16 protein-coding genes are annotated in these 18,020 nt (G+C 70.6%); 5 read left to right on the top strand and 11 right to left on the bottom strand.

Annotated features, from left to right (window positions below):
* The first annotated feature begins 3 nt into the window (after positions 1–3).
* From OG373_RS08255 to OG373_RS08245, 3 genes are read left to right on the top strand one after another with little or no spacing between them, the layout of a single operon-like run.
* Complete coding sequence (locus OG373_RS08255) at positions 4–1,146, top strand: acyl-CoA dehydrogenase family protein (RefSeq protein WP_397729640.1); 1,143 nt, start codon at positions 4–6, stop codon at positions 1,144–1,146.
* 53 nt (positions 1,147–1,199) lie between these two features.
* Positions 1,200–2,414, top strand: coding sequence for an acetyl-CoA C-acetyltransferase (locus tag OG373_RS08250; protein WP_405437088.1), 1,215 nt, complete (start codon positions 1,200–1,202; stop codon positions 2,412–2,414).
* 51 nt (positions 2,415–2,465) lie between these two features.
* Positions 2,466–4,637 (top strand): 3-hydroxyacyl-CoA dehydrogenase NAD-binding domain-containing protein, encoded by a 2,172-nt coding sequence (locus tag OG373_RS08245; RefSeq protein WP_405437086.1) that lies wholly within the window; start codon positions 2,466–2,468, stop codon positions 4,635–4,637.
* Positions 4,638–4,686: 49 nt separating this feature from the next.
* Here the strand turns inward: OG373_RS08245 and OG373_RS08240 are convergent, their stop codons facing one another.
* From OG373_RS08240 to OG373_RS08220, 5 genes are all read right to left on the bottom strand, one after another.
* Entirely contained in the window at positions 4,687–5,358 is a 672-nt protein-coding gene (locus tag OG373_RS08240; RefSeq protein ID WP_405437085.1) for a maltokinase N-terminal cap-like domain-containing protein, read from the bottom strand.
* A gap of 113 nt (positions 5,359–5,471) precedes the next feature.
* Positions 5,472–6,443: an antibiotic biosynthesis monooxygenase gene (locus OG373_RS08235; protein WP_405437083.1), complete on the bottom strand. Its 972-nt coding sequence runs from the start codon at positions 6,441–6,443 to the stop codon at positions 5,472–5,474.
* Positions 6,440–9,166, bottom strand: coding sequence for a molybdopterin-dependent oxidoreductase (locus OG373_RS08230; RefSeq protein WP_405437081.1), 2,727 nt, complete (start codon positions 9,164–9,166; stop codon positions 6,440–6,442). The genes OG373_RS08235 and OG373_RS08230 overlap by 4 nt, the downstream gene beginning before the upstream one ends.
* On the bottom strand, positions 9,163–9,990 hold the full coding sequence (locus OG373_RS08225; RefSeq protein ID WP_405437079.1) for an FAD binding domain-containing protein: 828 nt from the start codon (positions 9,988–9,990) through the stop codon (positions 9,163–9,165). The genes OG373_RS08230 and OG373_RS08225 overlap by 4 nt, the downstream gene beginning before the upstream one ends.
* Positions 9,991–10,157: 167 nt before the next feature.
* Entirely contained in the window at positions 10,158–10,898 is a 741-nt protein-coding gene (locus OG373_RS08220; RefSeq protein ID WP_397729631.1) for a MerR family transcriptional regulator, read from the bottom strand.
* Positions 10,899–10,983: 85 nt separating this feature from the next.
* On the opposite strand from OG373_RS08220, the gene OG373_RS08215 reads away from it, so the two are divergent.
* Positions 10,984–12,825: an AMP-dependent synthetase/ligase gene (locus OG373_RS08215; RefSeq protein WP_405437077.1), complete on the top strand. Its 1,842-nt coding sequence runs from the start codon at positions 10,984–10,986 to the stop codon at positions 12,823–12,825.
* Between the two features lie 210 nt (positions 12,826–13,035).
* On the opposite strand, the gene tgmC is transcribed toward OG373_RS08215, so the two are convergent.
* The 6 genes from tgmC to OG373_RS08185 form a co-directional block, all read right to left on the bottom strand.
* A complete protein-coding gene (gene tgmC / locus OG373_RS08210) occupies positions 13,036–14,202 on the bottom strand; it encodes an ATP-grasp peptide maturase system methyltransferase (protein WP_405437075.1) in 1,167 nt (388 codons plus the stop codon).
* The gene (gene tgmB, locus OG373_RS08205) at positions 14,199–15,164 is read right to left on the bottom strand and encodes an ATP-grasp ribosomal peptide maturase (protein ID WP_405437073.1); all 966 of its coding nucleotides are present in this window, start codon (positions 15,162–15,164) and stop codon (positions 14,199–14,201) included. The genes tgmC and tgmB overlap by 4 nt, the downstream gene beginning before the upstream one ends.
* Complete coding sequence (tgmA, locus tag OG373_RS08200) at positions 15,164–15,427, bottom strand: putative ATP-grasp-modified RiPP (protein WP_405437070.1); 264 nt, start codon at positions 15,425–15,427, stop codon at positions 15,164–15,166. The genes tgmB and tgmA overlap by 1 nt, the downstream gene beginning before the upstream one ends.
* Positions 15,428–15,484: 57 nt before the next feature.
* Positions 15,485–15,706, bottom strand: coding sequence for a hypothetical protein (locus tag OG373_RS08195; protein WP_405437067.1), 222 nt, complete (start codon positions 15,704–15,706; stop codon positions 15,485–15,487).
* A gap of 47 nt (positions 15,707–15,753) precedes the next feature.
* The gene (locus OG373_RS08190; protein WP_405437064.1) at positions 15,754–16,059 is read right to left on the bottom strand and encodes a DUF6415 family natural product biosynthesis protein; all 306 of its coding nucleotides are present in this window, start codon (positions 16,057–16,059) and stop codon (positions 15,754–15,756) included.
* Between the two features lie 84 nt (positions 16,060–16,143).
* The gene (locus tag OG373_RS08185) at positions 16,144–17,319 is read right to left on the bottom strand and encodes a helix-turn-helix domain-containing protein (protein WP_405437062.1); all 1,176 of its coding nucleotides are present in this window, start codon (positions 17,317–17,319) and stop codon (positions 16,144–16,146) included.
* 114 nt (positions 17,320–17,433) lie between these two features.
* Between OG373_RS08185 and OG373_RS08180 the strand changes: the two genes are divergently transcribed.
* Positions 17,434–17,967 carry a flavoprotein gene (locus OG373_RS08180; protein WP_405437061.1) on the top strand — a complete coding sequence of 178 codons (534 nt, stop codon included), beginning with the start codon at positions 17,434–17,436 and terminating at the stop codon, positions 17,965–17,967.
* The last annotated feature ends 53 nt before the right edge of the window (positions 17,968–18,020 follow it).

Raw genomic sequence — 18,020 nt, 5'->3', positions numbered from 1 at the left:
CCGATGAAACGCCAGATCTTCGACGCCGACCACGAGGCGTTCCGCGAGACCGTCCGCACCTTCCTCGCGAAGGAGGTGCTGCCGCACTACGAGCAGTGGGAGAAGGACGGCATCGTCAGCCGCGAGGCCTGGCGGGCCGCCGGCCGGCAGGGGCTGCTGGGCCTCGCCGTCCCGGAGGAGTACGGCGGCGGCGGGAACACCGACTTCCGCTACGCCGCCGTGATCGCCGAGGAGTTCACCCGCGCGGGCGCCCCGGGGCTGGCCATCGGCCTGCACAACGACATCATCGGGCCCTATCTGACCTCGCTCGCCACCGATGAGCAGAAGCGCCGCTGGCTGCCCGGTTTCTGCTCCGGGGAGACCATCACCGCCATCGCGATGACCGAGCCGGGCGCGGGCTCCGACCTCCAGGGGATCCGGACCACCGCCGAGGACCGCGGTGACCACTGGGTGCTCAACGGGTCCAAGACCTTCATCTCCAACGGGATCCTCGCCGACCTGGTGATCGTGGTCGCCAAGACCACCCCCGAGGGAGGGGCGCACGGCCTGTCGCTGCTGGTCGTCGAGCGCGGCGCGGAGGGCTTCGAGCGCGGCCGCAACCTCGACAAGATCGGCCAGAAGTCCCAGGACACCGCAGAGCTGTTCTTCAACGACGTACGCGTCCCCAAGGAGAACCTGCTCGGCGAACTGAACGGCGCCTTCGTCCACCTGATGACCAATCTCGCCCAGGAGCGGATGGGCATCGCGATGGCCGGCATCGCCGCCGCCGAGCACCTGCTGGAGATCACCACCCAGTACGTGAAGGAGCGCGAGGCCTTCGGCCGTCCGCTGGCCAAGCTCCAGCACATCCGGTTCGAGATCGCGGAGATGGCCACCGAGGTCGCCGTCACCCGGACCTTCCTCGACCGGTGCATCACCGACCACGCCGACGGCGCACTGGACCACGTGCACGCCTCGATGGCCAAGTGGTGGGCCACCGAGCTGCAGAAGCGCGTCGCGGACCGCTGCCTCCAGCTGCACGGCGGCTACGGCTACATGACCGAGTACCGGGTCGCACGGGCCTTCACCGACGGCCGCATCCAGACGATCTACGGCGGCACGACCGAGATCATGAAAGAGATCATCGGCCGTTCCCTGCTGGGCTGAACTCTCCCGTCCTCCCCCTTCCTCCCCCTGGAAACCTCCGAAAGGCTTGACCAGTGAGCACCGAAGCTTACGTATACGACGCGATCCGCACCCCGCGCGGCCGCGGCAAGGCCAACGGCGCCCTGCACGGCACCAAGCCGATCGACCTGGTCGTCGGACTCATCGACGCCCTGCGCGAGCGCAACCCCGGCCTGGACCCCGCCACCATCGACGACATCGTGCTCGGCGTCGTCGGCCCGGTCGGCGACCAGGGCTCCGACATCGCCCGTATCGCGGCCATCGCCGCCGGGCTCCCGGACACCGTGGCCGGCGTACAGGAGAACCGCTTCTGCGCCTCGGGCCTGGAGGCCGTCAACATGGCGGCCGCGAAGGTCCGTTCCGGCTGGGAGGACCTCGTCCTCGCCGGTGGCGTGGAGTCCATGTCCCGGGTCCCGATGGCCTCCGACGGGGGCGCCTGGTTCGCCGACCCGATGACCAACTGGGACACCGGCTTCGTCCCGCAGGGCATCGGCGCCGACCTGATCGCCACCATCGAGGGCTTCTCCCGGCGCGACGTGGACGAGTACGCGGCCCTCTCGCAGGAGCGCGCCGCCGCGGCCATCAAGGACGGCCGCTTCGCGAAGTCCGTGGTCCCGGTCACCGACCGCAACGGCCTGATCGTCCTGGACCACGACGAGTTCGTCCGCCCCGGCACCACCGCCGACACCCTCGCCCGGCTGAAGCCCTCCTTCGCCGACATCGGCGAGCTCGGCGGCTTCGACGCGGTCGCGCTGCAGAAGTACCACTGGGTCGAGAAGATCGACCACGTCCACCACGCGGGCAACTCCTCGGGCATCGTCGACGGCGCCTCGCTCGTCGCGATCGGTTCCCGCGAGGCGGGCGCCCGCAACGGACTGACCCCGCGCGCCCGGATCGTCTCGGCGGCCGTCTCCGGCTCCGAGCCCACCATCATGCTCACCGGCCCCGCCCCGGCCACCCGCAAGGCGCTCGCCAAGGCCGGTCTGACCATCGACGACATCGACCTCGTCGAGATCAACGAGGCCTTCGCGGGCGTCGTCCTGCGCTTCGTCAAGGACATGGGCCTGTCCCTCGACAAGGTCAACGTCAACGGCGGCGCCATCGCGCTCGGCCACCCGCTCGGCGCCACCGGCGCGATGATCCTCGGCACGGTCGTCGACGAACTCGAGCGCCAGGACAAGCGCTACGGGCTCGTCACCCTCTGCGTCGGCGGCGGCATGGGCGTCGCCACCGTCGTCGAACGCCTCTGATCAGCCCTGTTCCCCCTGCCCACCGGACCTTCCGAAACGAAAGCAGTGACCATGAGCGAGTCCACCACGATCCGCTGGGAACAGGACGAGACCGGCGTCGTCACCCTGATCCTCGACGACCCCGACCAGTCCGCCAACACGATGAACCAGGCCTTCAAGGACTCCATCGCGGCCGTGGCCGACCGCGCCGAGGCCGAGAAGGACTCCATCCGGGGCATCATCTTCACCTCCGCCAAGAAGACCTTCTTCGCGGGCGGCGACCTCAAGGACATGATCCGGCTCCGCCCGGCGGACGCACAGATCGCCTTCGACACCGGCACCGAGATCAAGCGCTCCCTGCGCCGGATCGAGACCCTCGGCAAGCCCGTCGTCGCCGCGATCAACGGTGCAGCCCTCGGCGGGGGTTACGAGATCTGCCTCGCCTCCCACCACCGCGTCGCCCTCGACGCGCCCGGCTCCAAGATCGGCTTGCCCGAGGTCACCCTCGGCCTGCTCCCCGCCGGTGGCGGTGTCACCCGTACCGTGCGCCTGATGGGCATCGCCGACGCGCTGCTCAAGGTGCTGCTCCAGGGGACCCAGTACACCCCCCGGCGCGCTTTCGACAACGGCCTCGTGCACGAACTGGCGGCCACGCCCGAGGAGATGCTGGCCAAGGCCCGCGCCTTCATCGACGCCAACCCGGAGTCGAAGCAGCCCTGGGACGTACCCGGCTACAAGATCCCGGGGGGTACGCCGTCCAACCCGCGGTTCGCCGCGAACCTCCCGGCCTTCCCGGCCAACCTGAAGAAGCAGCTGAACGGGGCCCCGTACCCGGCGCCGCGCAACATCCTGGCCTGCGCCGTCGAGGGCTCCCAGGTGGACTTCGAGACCGCGCTGACCATCGAGGCCCGCTACTTCACCGAGCTGGTCACCGGACAGACCGCCAAGAACATGATCCAGGCGTTCTTCTTCGACCTCCAGGCCGTCAACGCGGGCCGCAGCCGCCCGCAGGGCCTCGCGCCCCGCAAGGTGCGCAAGGTCGCCGTCCTCGGCGCCGGAATGATGGGCGCGGGCATCGCGTACTCCTGCGCCCGCGCGGGCATCGAGGTGGTGCTGAAGGACGTCACCGCCGAGGCCGCCGCGAAGGGCAAGGCGTACTCCGAGAAGCTGCTCGACAAGGCGCTCTCGCGGGGCCGGACCACCGAGGCCGAGCGCGCCGAGCTGCTCGCCCGGATCACCCCGACCGCCGACGCGGCCGACCTCGCGGGCTGCGACGCCGTCATCGAGGCCGTCTTCGAGGACACCACCCTCAAGCACAAGGTGTTCCAGGAGATCCAGGACGTCATCGAGCCGGACGCGCTGCTCTGTTCCAACACCTCCACGCTGCCCATCACGGGCCTCGCGGAAGGGGTCTCGCGGCCGGTCGACTTCATCGGGCTGCACTTCTTCTCGCCCGTGGACAAGATGCCGCTGGTGGAGATCATCAAGGGGGAGCGGACGGGGGACGAGGCCATCGCCCGCGCCTTCGACCTGGTCCGCCAGATCAACAAGACGCCGATCGTGGTCAACGACTCGCGCGGCTTCTTCACCTCGCGCGTGATCGGCCAGTTCATCAACGAGGGCGTGGCGATGGTCGGCGAGGGCATCGAGCCCGCCTCGATCGAGCAGGCGGCCGCCCAGGCCGGTTACCCGGCCAAGGTGCTCTCGCTGATGGACGAGCTCACCCTGACCCTGCCGCGCAAGATCCGCAACGAGAGCCGCAAGGCCTTCGAGGCGGAGGGCCGGGCGTGGACCGAGCACCCCGCCGACACCGTCATCGACCGGATGGTCGACGAGTTCGGCCGTCCCGGGCGCAGCGGCGGCGCCGGCTTCTACGAGTACGACGAGGCGGGCAAGCGCGCCCGCCTCTGGCCGGGGCTGCGCGAGCACTTCACCAAGCCGGAGGTCGACGTCCCGTTCGAGGACATGAAGGAGCGGATGCTCTTCTCCGAGGCCTTGGACACCGTCCGCTGCCTCGACGAGGGCGTGCTCACCTCGATCGCCGACGCCAACATCGGCTCCATCATGGGCATCGGCTTCCCGGCCTGGACCGGTGGCGTGATCCAGTACATCAACGGCTACGAGGGAGGCCTGCCCGGCTTCGTGGCCCGTGCCCGTGAGCTGGCGGCCCAGTACGGCGAGCGCTTCACCCCGCCGGCCTCGCTGATCGCGAAGGCCGAGCGCGGCGAGACGTACACGGACTGAGCACGGCCGTCCCGGGCCCGTACGCGAGCGGGCCCGGGACGCCTCCGGCTCAGCGGCCGGGGTCGCTCAGGAACGCGAACACCCCGCGCTCCTCGGAGCCGTCCGGGGCGGTCCACCGGGCCAGCACCTGCCCCCGGACGCCGTCTGCGGTGGTGGGACCCGGACGCAGCACCCGGGTCAGCGTGAGGTCGTAGAGGGGTCCCGGGTGACCGGCCGGGCCCACCCCGATGACGGTGGCGTCGGCGGTGTCGGACACCTTCCCGGGACCGGCCGGGGGCGCCGGTACGCCCATCCGTCCGGCGCGGACCTCCACCGTCGGGTCGGGGGTGTCGCTCTCGCTCTGGGCCTGCGCCGTGGTGCGGCCCGCCAACAGGGCCAGCAACTGCTCGACCAGGACGAGGTCGTGGGCGCCGTCGTAGACCCAGCGCCTGCCCAGCGTCCCGTGCATCAGGGTGCCGACCAGCCCGTCCTCGGCGCCCGCCAGCGGGGCCCCGCGGTAGGTGAGCGGGACCAGGTAGGCGACGGGCTCGTCCCCGGAACCGTCGGTGACGACCATGAACTCGATGCCGACCATGTCCTCGGGGTCGTCGAGCCGGAACCCGCCCGCCCTGGCGAGACCGGCGGTGCCCGTACCCCCGTGGTACCAGGGCCGCGACGGGAGCCAGTCGGCGAGGAGTTCCAGTTTGGTCGGGGTCAGCGTGGTGTGGTGGATGACGGCCATGGCACGAACCTACCCGGCCCCACCCGGCCCCTGAGGACCGGTCCGCAGCCACTTCACGGCCAGGGCGGCCTGCCCCGGCTTCGTCGCCGCGCTCGCGAACCGGCCGCCCCGCGTCAGGGCAGCGTCCAGAACACCTCCGTCACGAGGTAGAAGACGACGACCCAGAACACGAGCAGCGCGGCGACGACGGCGCCGCCGACGAGGTTGGTCCTGGCGGGCGGTTCGTCCGTCGAGGGCCACAGCCACCGCTTGAGCAGCCGGTTCACGTAGTGGGGCATCGTGAAGAAGCTCATGATGAAGCTCGACAGCAGGTTGCCCACGAGCAGTCCGAACCAGAGCGGCATGCCCAGCGGATGCAGGACGAGGCTCAGTATCACGACGGTCGGGTAGAGACCGACCCAGACCGCGATGGCGGTCTTGGTCTCCGAGGGCGGCGCCGCTTCCTTGCCGTTCTCCTCGAAGGCGAACCAACTGCCGAACGAGTTGTCGATGGTGCGCAGTTTGAAGTCGTTGAACCTCTCCCCCTCGGCGAGCACCTCCCGCCGCTTCGCCGACGTCAGCCACGCGTCCAGATGTTCGGCGTTGTCATAGCGGTACAGGGTGGTCCACTCGTCCTGAATGCCTTCGATGGGTCGGAAGATCTCGGTGCCGCGAAACCCTTCGAACTTGCTCTCCTCCTGGCTCATGTGGCGCTGCCATGCGAGGAAGTCGTCGACGTGGTCGGGGTGGACGCGGTGGGTCACCACCACGGTCACCAGCGGGTCCGTCGGCTGCGTGCCACCGCTGATCACCTGCTGGGTCGCGGGACCGTCGAAGTACGGCTCGCCGGCGTCGAGGAGCCGTTGCCGGGTCGCGCCGTTCATCCAGGCCTGCAGGTGGGCCACCGAGTCGAACCGGTAGACGATCACCCAGTCGGGTTGCACGGCGGTCGGCGGGGACACCTGGACGCCGAGGTGTCCGGCGTACCGCGCGGCAGCGGCGTTGACTTCGTCCTGCCACCTCTCGTACTCCCGGTCCATGCCGGGGCGGACCCTCCGGCCGAGGATGACCGTCGCCGCGTTGTCCGTCTGCCGTTCGGCCGTCATCGTCGCGTGCCCGTCCGCGCCGACCGGCTCTCGACGAGCCGGCCGTAGATCCGTTCCGGAGTGAGGGGCAACTCGCGGTAGCGCACTCCCGTGGCGTCGCGGAGCGCGTTCGCGAGCGCGGGGGCCACCGGGTTGATGCAGCACTCCGCCATCCCCTTCGACCGCATGGCCCCGACGGAGTCCGACGAGCCCACCACGAGCACATCGGTGCGCGGCACGTCGGCGTAGGTGGGGATGCGGTAGTTGCGGAGGTTCGGGTTGGCCATGACGCCGTCCGCGTCGATCTGGAAGTTCTCGGTCAGCGCGAAGCCGATGCCCTGGGCGACACCGCCCTCCACCTGTCCCCGGACCTGTTGCGGGTTGATGAGCACACCGGCGTCGGTCGCCTGGACGCTGTACAGGACACGGATCTCACCCGTCACTTGGTGAACGGCGATGCGGAAGCCCTGCGTGTTGGAGGTGATGCTGCGGGGCGAGCCGTACGCCTTGCGGGCGGCCGTGAACCGGATGCCGCGTGCCCGGGCCTCGGCGACGAGCGTGGCCAGCGAGACGCGCTCGTCCCCGCAGACGACGTCGGCGTCGTCCATCGAGCACATCACGACATGGACGCCCGTATGCGTGGCGGCGAAGTCCAGGATGCGGTCGCGCACCGCGTTGGCCGCCCGCAGGACCGCGTTGCCCGCCACGAAGAGTCCGGCGCTCGCGAAGGCGCCGGTGTCGAATCCCGTGCGGTCGGTGTCGGACTGCACCAGGCGGATCCGCGACGGTGTCGTACCCAGCTGGTTGGCCGCGATCTGGACGTGCGCGGTCGACGTGCCCTCCCCGAATTCGACGGTGCCGACGGCCAGTTCGTACACGAGGTCGTCGCCGAGCGTGAGCCAGGCCTCGGAGACGTGCTCGGTCGGGGGCGCGGTCTCGTGCATGGAACTGGCCGTGCCGACCCCGACGAGCCATCCGGTGCCGGGGGAGGGCTGGTCGGCCGTACGGGCCAGCTCGCCGGCCACGAGGTCGATGCACTTGCCGAGCCCGTCCTCGTGGAACACCACGTCGTCGGGCCCGTCGTGCAGGGCGACGAGCGGCTCGCCCGGGCGCACGATGTTGCGGCGTCGCAGTTCGAGCGGATCCATGTGCAGGGCGAGGGCCAGTTCGTCCATCGCCGATTCCACGGCGAAGGCCGGCTGGGTCATTCCGTAACCGCGCAGGGCGCCGCTCGGAACGGTGTTCGTGTAGACGGAGAAGGCGTCGTACTTCTTGTTGGGGCAGCGGTAGATCATGACGGCGGAGCCGCCCGCGTACAGGGTCTCGCCGCCGTGGTTGCCGTAGGCGCCCGTGTTCGACAGGTTGCGGACCTGGAAGGCGGTGAGCGTGCCGTCGGCCTTCGCTCCCAGCTTGACCGTCAGCTTCATCGGATGCCGGGGCGAAGCCGTGGTGAACTCCTCCTCGCGCGTGTACTCGAAGCAGACGGGCCGGCCGGTGTCGAGGGCGGCGAGTGCGGCCAGGTCCTCCGAGATGACCTCCTGCTTGCCGCCGAAGCCGCCGCCGACGCGCTTGCAGAACACGCGGAGCTGGTCCGGGCGCAGCGCGAACAGGTAGGCCAGCTTGACCTTCGCGATCGAAGGAGACTGAGAACTGGTGCGGACGTTCAGCCGCCCGTCCTCCATCCAGGCGATCGAACCGTGGGTCTCCAGGTGCGCGTGCTGCACGCGCGGTGAGAAGTACGTGCCTTCGTGGATCACGTCGGCCGCGGCGAAGCCCGCGTCGACGTCGCCGATGTGCGAGTGGATCTCCAGGAGGAGGTTGCGGACGTAGTCGCGGGCGAACGGGTCCTCCGAGCCGTGCAGTTGCGGAGCCCCGTCGGCCATGGCCTCCTCCGGGTCGAAGACCGCCGGCAGCACCTCGTACTCCACGGCCACCTTCCGGCAGCCCTCCTCGGCCGCCCCGACCGTGTCCGCGAGCACCGCGACGACGCGCTGGCCGACGAAGCGGACCGTGCGGTCGAGGACGTAGGTGTCGTCCGGATCGACGAGGTGGTCGGTGTGGATCGCCGTGGTGAAGCGCTTGCGCGGCACGTCCTCCCAGGTGTAGACGCGATGCACGCCGGGGACCGCCAGCGCGGCGGTCTTGTCGATCGAGACGATGCGGGCGTGCGCGTGGGGCGAACGCAGCACTTTGAGGTGCAGCATCCCTTCCATGCGGGTGTCCATCGTGAATTCGGCGAGACCGGTCACCACGTCGTCGGCCGCCGGCGCGCCGACGCTCGTTCCGACGGCCCGTCCCGGCGCGGCGCTCTGCACACCGGCGACGCCCTTCACCGCGTCCTCGATCGCCCGGTAGCCGGTGCAACGGCAGAGATTTCCCTTCAACGCCCGGGGCAGGTCCGCCTTCTGGGCCTCGGTGAACGTCGCCGAGGTCATGATCATCCCTGCGGTGCAGAACCCGCACTGGAATCCCGGGGCGTCCCGGAACCGGCGCTGCGCGGGATGCAGGTCGCCGGGCGACCCGAGACCCTCGATCGTGGTCACCTCATGGCCCTCCGCGCGGAAGGCGGGGGTGATGCAGCTGTGGACCGGAGTGCCGTCCAGCCACACGGTGCACGCGCCGCAGTCGCCGGCGTCACAGCCCTTCTTGACGCCGAAGTGGCCGAGCGCGCGCAGGAACGTACGCAGGCACTGGCCGGGGTCCGGTTGCTCGGAGAAGCTCCTGCCGTTCACGGAGTAGGTCATGCCGGGCCCCCAGCCATGAGTTCGTGGCGGATCTCTTCGGCGAAGTGCAGGGTGAGGTGGTGGCGGTGGTCCGGGGTTCCGTTCGGGTCGGCGAACCAGACGTCGGCGGGGATGGCGTTGATGCACTGCTGCAGGGTGCGGGCATCGGGCACGGTCTCGAAGGCGAAGCGCACCGGGCGAGTGGTGCCGGCGGTGACGGTGAGCAGCAGGTCGCTCGTTCCCGGCGTCTGCGTACCGACGAGGAAGACCGTCGAACGGCCCAGGTGGGTCAGCGTGAAGAGGCGGTGGGCGGTGCGCCTGCGCAGGGCGCGCGCCGGAACGCGGATGCGCCGCAGGATCTCCCCGGGAGCGAGGATGTTCCGGTTGTTCCCGGTCACGAAGTCGAGAGCATCGACGGTGCGCACGGATCCGTCGGTGGCCCACAGCTCGTACTCGGCCTCGAGCGCGACCGTGAGCGTGATCATGGGGCCGGCCGGCAGGGACATGCAGATGTTTCCGCCGACGGTCGCCGAGTTCCAGACCTTGAACGACGACAGGAACGCCTCGCAGCTCTGCGCGAAGAGAGGGCCCGCGGTCCAGTCGGCCGGAGGCGTGAAGGCGTACAGGTCCCGGATGGTGCACGTGGCGCCGATCTCCAGGCCCGCGCCGCTCGGCACGAGGGGATCCCAGCCCAGGGCCGTCAGGTCGACCAGGCGGCGCAGGCCCGGCTGCTCGGCGGAGAACAGCCACGTCCCGCCGGCGAGCCAGGCATCGCCCTCGCGCCAGTCGGCGCCCGGCCGCTCGGACGGTCGCCGGACGACTTCGCTGATGGTGTTGAGGTCCATGAAAACACCTGCCGGTTACGTGCAGGGGTGTGCGCCGCCTTGAGCGGCAGAATCCGCTGGGGCCGCTGGGGCCGACCCGCTCAGAGCAAGGGCCGGCGGGCGCAAAGACTCCCTTCCAGCGTACTGAGAACGGGCCTGCCCCGCCAAAGCAGGGTTCAGGTCTGCGGCTATGGCCCGCCGGGTGCCTCGCCGGACACGAACGCCGCCCGCAATTCCTCGCGCAGGGACCGCTGGAAGGCCGTCACCAGCGCCTGGACCACCATCGGCTGCATGTGCGCCGACAGCGCCTTCATGGACTCCACCCGCTCCGGATCGCTCTCGCCCTCCGTGAACGGCCCCCACACCTCGTCGCGGAACAGCGCCGTCAGTTCGTGGGCCGCCGAGCGGGTGTGCTCCATGAGCACCCGGCGCGCCGCCAGGATCGTCTCGTGGGCGATCGGTACGTCGAGCAGCGCGACCCCCAGCCGCAGCAGGCCCACGTCCACCCGGAACCCGTCCCCCGAGACGGCGAGCACGTTCATCGCCGTCAGCCGCCGGACATCGGTGTCCGACAGGCTCCGTCCCGCCCGCTTCTCCAGCTCCTCCCGCGATACCTCCTGGGCCGCGTCCGGAGCCCAACTGGCCACCATCGCCCGGTGGATCGCCAGGTCATGGGCGCTCAGGTCGTCGGGCAGCGCGTCCAGGTAGCGCTCGATGGCGGACAGGGTCATGCCCTGGTGCTGGAGCTCCTCGATCAGTGCCAGCCGGGACAGGTGTTCCGGCCCGTAGTGCCCCACCCGACGAGGGCCGATCACGGGAGGGGGCAAAAGCCCGCGGGTGCTGTAGAAACGAACGGTGCGCACGGTGACGCCCGCCCGGGCCGCCAGCTCGTCGACGGTGAGCATCGGCTCGGGTGCCTGGTCGGCCATCGTCTGCGCCTCGCTCTCTGCTCCACAGCTTGGGTTCAACAGTATTGCTGTCGCACCAACGATGTGAAACGGCCAGGAGCTGCCCATGACCACGAACCTGCGACTGCCCGGACGACCCGAAGAGATCACCCTGCCGGCCCTGCTGGCCCGCAACGCCGCAGAGTACGGGGAACTCCCCGCCCTCTCGTGGCGGGCCGGCCCCGAGGCCGCCGAATGGACGACGCTCACCTGGGGCGAGGTGCGCAGCAAGGTCGCCGTCCTCGCCGCCGGGTACGCCGCCCTCGGCGTCGAGCGCGGCGATCACGTGCTGATGATGATGGGCAACCGCCCCGAGCACTGGCTCAGCGACCTCGCCCTCGTCCACCTCGGCGCCGTACCCGTCACCGTGTACGGGACCTCCGCGCCCGAGCAGATCGCCCACATCGCCCGCCACAGCCGGGCCCGGTTCGCCGTGGTCGAGGGCGCCCGTGAACTCCTGCGGTGGGAGCCCCTGCTGGCCGATGCCGGCGTCCCCCTGGAGCGGCTCGTCGTCGCCGAGGCCGCCGAGGCCGGCGGGCACTCCACGTACGGCTCCCTGTTCTCCGGCGGGGCCCGGCTCCACCGCGGCGACGACTTCGAGAAGGCCTGGCGGGAGATCCTCCCCGAGGACCCGCTGACCGTCGTCTACACCTCCGGCACCACCGGCGACCCCAAGGGCGTGCGGCTGACCCACCGCAACATCGTGCTCCAGGCGATCCGCCTCGACCGGCACGTGGAACTGCCCGAGCACGCCGAGCACATCTGCTACCTGCCCTTCGCCCACATAGCCGAGCGCGTCCTCGGCATCTACCTGCCGCTGCTGCGGGCCTCGCACGTCCGGCTGTGCGCCGACCCCGCCGCCGTGTCGGGGGCGGTCCGCGAGCTGCACCCGGTGCAGTTCTTCGGCGTACCCCGGGTGTGGGAGAAGCTCGCCGCCTCGGTCCGCGCGGTCCTCGCGCGGCTCCCCGAGGAGCAGCGCACGGCCATCGAGGCCGCGAACGACCTGGCCCGCGCCCGGGCCGGGCACCGCGAGCGCGGCGAGGAGGTGCCGGCAGCGCTCGAAGCCTCGTACGCCGGGGCCAAGGAGCAGGTGCTGGACCCGCTGCTGGGGCTGGCGGGCATGGACCGTTTGATGTGGACGGCGAGCGCCACCGCGCCGATGCCGATCGACGTGGTCCGCTTCTGGGCCGGCTGGGGCATCACCATCATGGACGCCTGGGGGCTCACCGAGACCTCGGGCGTGTGCACGGTCAACAGCCCGGACGGCTTCCGGCTCGGCTCGGTGGGCCGCGCGATCGAGGGGGTGGAGCTGAAACTGGCCGAGGACGGGGAGATCCTCACCCGCGGGGCGACCGTGTTCGGCGGCTACCTGCGGCCGGACGGCTCGCTGGAGAGCGCCTGCGACGACGAGGGCTGGTTCCCGACGGGGGACATCGGCCGGCTCGACGAGGACGGGTACCTCTGGCTGACCGACCGCAAGAAGGAGCTGATCATCACCTCGAACGGCAAGAACGTCTCGCCGGCCCTGGTGGAGAACACGGTCAAGGAGCACCCGCTGATCGGCCAGGCCCTGGTGCACGGCGACGGCCGCTCCTACCTCGTCGCCCTGCTGGTCCTGGACCCGGAGCTGGCCCCGGTCTGGGCCGCGGCCCGGGGCATCGAGGCCGCTTCCCCGTCCGCCCTCGCCGCGCACCCCGGTGTCCGGGAGGAGATCGCCCGTGCGGTGGAGGCGGCCAACGCGCGGCTCAACCGGACCGAGCAGATCAAGCGGTACCGGCTGCTGACCGAGGAGTGGGGCCCGGAGACCGGTGAGCTCACCCCCTCGCTCAAGCTCCGCCGCCGGGTGGTCCGCGACAAGTACGGCGCACTGATCGACGGCCTGTACGAGGAGCCGTACGAGACCGCGTGAACCGGGACGCCGACGCCCCGGTGCGGTGAGCACCTTCCGCCCACCGGACCGGGGTGCCGGTACCTGGCGGCCGATCAGCGGGTAGTGGCCGGACAGAGAAGCCGGACAAGGCGACACCCCGGCCCGGGTCTCTGCGGAGACGTCGGGTCGGGGCGTCGTTGCGCCCGGCCACTGGTGGGAGAGCGGCGGGCGAGTCGCTGGCCTGCTTGGTCAGCAGAGCGGGTGCTCCCAATGCAGATCTGCCGAACCCTCGATCCAATACGCGTGCGACCGCTCGGTCACCTGTAGGCGCACCTCCCCGATGCCGGGCCGGCCCATGCGGTGCCACCCGATGAGTGCCCGCTCGATGTTGTCCCACAAGGAGACGGGACCACCCTGGCGAACCAGCCACTCGCCGCCCTCGTTCACCAACTCGGCGAACGACTCCCGGTCCGGGTCGAAGACGTAGAAGAGCGGCGCGCCATTGCTGGACCAGGCCCGCAGCACCTGCGCGGACGGTGCCGCCAGGTGGGCCAATACGGCCTGCATCGGCTTGTCGAGGTCGGTCGGGGCTACTGATGCTCGCCGCTCGGAACCGGGATACGCCACACGGGAGGACAGGTCGCCGGAGATCGGCGTGACGGCCTGAGAGCGTGCCTGCATGAAGCTGGTGTGAGAGACGAACCGCCCCTCGGCCGTCCCGTCGCCTTGCACCATGACCTTGGCGAGGCCGGTCCCGGTTGCCAGTGACCCGATGGTGGCGAGAACGATGCCGCCGGGGCGGGTCTGCCGGACCCACGTGTAGGGGATGCGCCGGACCCCGCACGTGGCGATCACCCTGTCGTAAGGGGCACGACGGGGCAGGCCGAGGAGGCCATCCCCCGTGACGGTCCAGGTGGAGAACCCAGTGCCTTCCAGGGCGACGTCGGCGCGGGCGGCGACCCCAGGATCCACCTCTATCGTGGTGACGCTGTCCTCGCCCAGACGATGGCACAGCAGGGCAGTGGAGTACCCGGTGCCCGTGCCGATCTCCAGTACGCGCTGCCCGTCCTCAACCTCCAGGTCCTCGATCATCTCCAGGACGAGCCACGGGATCGTGGATGACGAGCTTGGGATGCCCGGTACCGGGCCGGGGGCCTGGTCGGCGGTGAGGTGCCCATCGAGCTGCGTGACGAGGGAATCATCGGTGTAGGCGATCCGGGCCCACTCCGTGGGGCCCGCGTCGGCGGCGGTCACGGGCTGCCAGAGTCCCCCACCGACAGGGAGGAAGACGCCGGGGTTCAGGAACGCCTCACGGGGGACGTCTTCGACGGCCTTCCGCCATGCCGGGGAACGGATGGCACCCATCGTTTCGAGCCTGTCGGCGAGAGCCTGCCGATCGTGGCTGGTATCGATCAAGGGATTTCTCCTTGTGCGAGCAGGTCGGCGAAAGCGGCTGCCATGGGGAGCCCGGTGTGCTCCTCCAGCCAGCCCCACTGGCCATTCGGATTGAGCTCCAGCAGCCAGTGGGTTCCGGCACGGTCGACTGCGAGGTCGAAGCTTCCCGACACGAGGCTGAAGGCGTCGAGGAAGGCACGCAGGGCCGTCTCCAGAGGGGCGGACAGGGTGATGACCGAGTACGTCAGGGCAGAGTAGTCCCGCCGCCAGTCCAGGAGTTCGGAGTCGATGCGTACGGAGAAGACCTGGCGGCCCGCAACCAGGACGCGGACGTCGCACACTTTGTCGACGCGTGCCTGGAAGAGGTGCGGGACGGCCCGGATCCGGTCGTCGATCTCGTCTGCGGCGACCGGCTCCGCCCACGACACGAGGGGGACGCCGTCGCGCCGGTAGGAAGTCGCCCGTAACGTCTTGTGGATCACCTCGGCGTGATCCGCGACGAACTGGCGTGCTTCGTGCGGGTCGTTCGTGATGAGGGTGGGCGGCACGGCGAGGCCGAGGCGGTGTGCAAGGGCCAGTTGATGGGGCTTGTAGTCCGCCTCGGCGTTTCGGAGCGGGTGGTTCACCCACAGCGGGCGGTCGAGCGCGTGCAGGACACCACCGAGCCCGTACCGGGTCTGGGCGGCGGCGAACCGGGCATCGTCGGGGCTCAGGTCCGCGAAGGCGGGCCAGGTCGGCCGACGCCAGTACACAGACCGCACGTCTTCCGGATCGGCCTCTCGGGACGGCGTGAGCAGCCGCCCGGCCGCGTGGGGCGGGCGGCTGCCGTACCGAGCCGAGACCGTCAGGCCGTCGCCGATGTCAGCGGGGTTGAACCTGACCACTGGCGTGCACCGCCGGTTGAGTTCGGTGATGACCATGTCGGCGGTGACGTCGTCGGCCTCGGTGACTACCAGGACCGGCCTCTTCTCGGTGATATGCATCAGTCCTGCTGGCTGTCCTGGTCGCTGCCCTGGTCGCTCGTTCCCGGCCCCCCGTCGGGGCTGGTCGAGGTTGTGGTGCCCGTGGCGCAGCTGGTGCCGTGCTGACCCATCTCGACAAGCTGCCCGACCCGGTCGCGGAAGACGCCGAGCTGGGTGGCGGGATCGACACTGACGGAGGCGTGCGGGAGGCTCACAGTGGTGCCGTAGGGCGCGAGGCGGCTGCTGCCCCAAGGGATGGTCGGTGCAGAGGACGTGAAGGACATGGGACTCCCTGGGTTGAGTGCGGGAAGGTGCCGGCCCGTCTTTTCACGGGCCGGGGTTCAGCGGGTAGTGCCGACGACGATCACGGCGAGCGCGCCGACCACGATGGCGACGTACAGGGCCTGACGGCCGAGCTCGCTCACCGGCCGGCCGCCAGTGTCTTTGGCTGGGCGTGCGGTGCCGGGGCGGTACGCGCGGCCGTGTCCACAGCCGGGGTGCGCGTACATCGGAGGCCGGACCCCGGAGGCGGAGAAGTCGGGGCCCGCCCGATTCGCGGGCACAGCGGCAACGCGCTGGTCGCAGTACACGCAGTACTCGACGCCCCCGCTCACCGAGAGGCCGCCGCGGGCATCAGCTGGAGCATTCGACGCAGGGTCCTGGCCAGGCCGCGGGCGTAGTTCCACCGCGCCAGCGGCCCGTCGCCCGGGCCCGCGCTCGTGAGCTCGTGCCAGTCGGCCAGGGGGGCCGCTGCTCCGTCGAGGTCGACGACCTCGGTGAGGAGCAGGATGCCGCAGTCCAGGAGCCGTTCGACGAGTACCTCGATGTCGACCTCGTCCGGCTTGCGGTTGTACGGGACGAGCGCGCGTTTCACGAGCTCGGCGACCGTATCGAGGTCGCCGCGGGTGGCTGCCATGCTGGTGCTCCCTACCGTCGTCAGCGGGTGGTGACACCAGCCTGACGCCGCGGCAGAGGAGGATTACTCACAGATTTGTGAGTGCTACACCCCGATCCAGCGAGCCATCCCGCCCAGCCCTTCGGGGGCCCGTCGCGACATGTGCACCAGCCCCCGAATCGTGGTCCGGGTGCCCGGCAGATGCCGAGTCTGCTCCGGAGCCACCTTCCTGGCCTCTGCCAGATACGCCAGCGACGTCTTCGCCGAGCCGGCCTCCATCTCCACCAGCGCCCGGTCCACGAGATACCGGGCCCGCCGCGACGTCAGCGTCGACGCCGGCAGCTTCAGCCAGCGGGCCCGGCCGAGGGCCTCGTCGAAGTCGCGCAGCACGATCGACGTACCGAGCTCGTGCAGCCGGACGTTGGCCCGCCCGAAACTGAGCCAGTGCACGTCGCCCGCTTCTCCACCGACGCGATCCGCGAGCTCCCGGGCGGCGGCAAGATGCGCTTCCACGGCGGCCCGGTCCTGGTCCTTCGCGGCCACCGTAGCCAGCCCGAGGTGAAGTTGCCCGGTCACGGCAAGGGCCTCGCGGCTCGTCTCCCCGGCGAGCAGGGCCTGCCCCGACGTGATCAGCTGTGCGGACGTGGCACACCGCCACAGCGTCGCCCGCTTGTACCGCTGCACGGCCTCCAGGCACGGGTCTGACGCGCGGCCTGCCGCCCAGCCCATCCGGTCCAGCGCGACGCGCGCGAGATCCGGGTGATCGAGCTTCAACGCCACGTCGTGCGCCGTCCGGTACGCCGATGCGAGGGCCTGCCACGCCGGTGTTGCCGACGCCGTGCAGACGGTGTGCGTCAGCTCCAGGATCAGGCGCGGCAGTGCCTTCCCTGCTGCGCGGAGATGCGTGGCCCGCACCTGCTGACACAGGGCGTCTGCCTCGGCAATCAGCTCCGGCACCGGTCGGACGTCGGCCAGGCCGGGGTTCGGCCCGAGGTCGTACCGGTCGAGTGCTTCCCGGATCGGGGCGACCAACGCGAGCAGCCGATCGGCGGGAAGTGCGGTCACAGCGGGGGGTCCTGTCAGCTTGGACGAGTCCACCCGCAGCGCGTGCGCCACGGCCGCCACAAGACCCGGGGTGGCGGCGCGCGCCCCGCACTCGACCTGGCTCAGGAGGCTGAGGCTGTAGGGGATGCGGTCGGCCAACTCGCGCTGCGTCAGGCGGGCAAGGCGCCTCTGCTCCCGAATCCGGGATCCGGTGTGGTCGTCGTCAGGTGCGGGCATACGGCTCTCCGTCCAAGACTCGTCGTCATGGACCGTACCTGCGCACGGTGCGCCAGATCTGCCTTCGCCCCCGATTCCACACGCATCGGGGGCGATTGCATAGGCTCGGGCGCCATGACGACGAGGACTCTGTACCTGCTCTGCTCGGCCGCCCCGCCCGTCTTCGAGATCGCCGGGGTGGTGGAGGAGGCTCAGCGGCGCGGCTGGGACGTGTGCCTCGGCCTGACACCGACGGCTGCCGACTGGCTGAAGGACAGCCTGCCGGGGCTGGCCGCGCTGACCGGGCACCCGGTCCGGAGTAGCTACAAAAGGCCCGGAGACCCCGACGTGTGGCCGATGGCGGACGCGATCCTCGTCGCCCCAGCCACCTTCAACACGGTGAACGCGTGGGCGCTCGGCCTCACGGACCGATTCGTCGTCGGGGTCGTGGCCGAAGGCATCGGCAAGGAGATCCCCATGGCCGTAATGCCGTGCGTGAACTCGGCCTACGCCCGACACCGAGCCCTGGACCGGTCCTTGGAGGAGCTGCGGGAAATGGGCGTGGCGGTGCTGTACGGGCCGGCCGGGTTCGAGCCGAACGCCCCCGGGGAGAAGCGGCCGTACCCGTGGGGCGTGGCGTTGGACGCGATCGACGAGTTCGGCCGGTAGGCGGGCCCCGGGGCATACAAAAGCGCCCCGCGTCCCGGATGAGTCGTACACGC

Origin of the sequence: Streptomyces avidinii (assembly GCF_045161815.1) — a bacterium.
In the GTDB taxonomy this organism is placed as follows: domain Bacteria; phylum Actinomycetota; class Actinomycetes; order Streptomycetales; family Streptomycetaceae; genus Streptomyces; species Streptomyces avidinii.
Note: the sequence above shows the minus strand (reverse complement) of the source record. Positions and strands in the feature narration are given on the sequence as shown.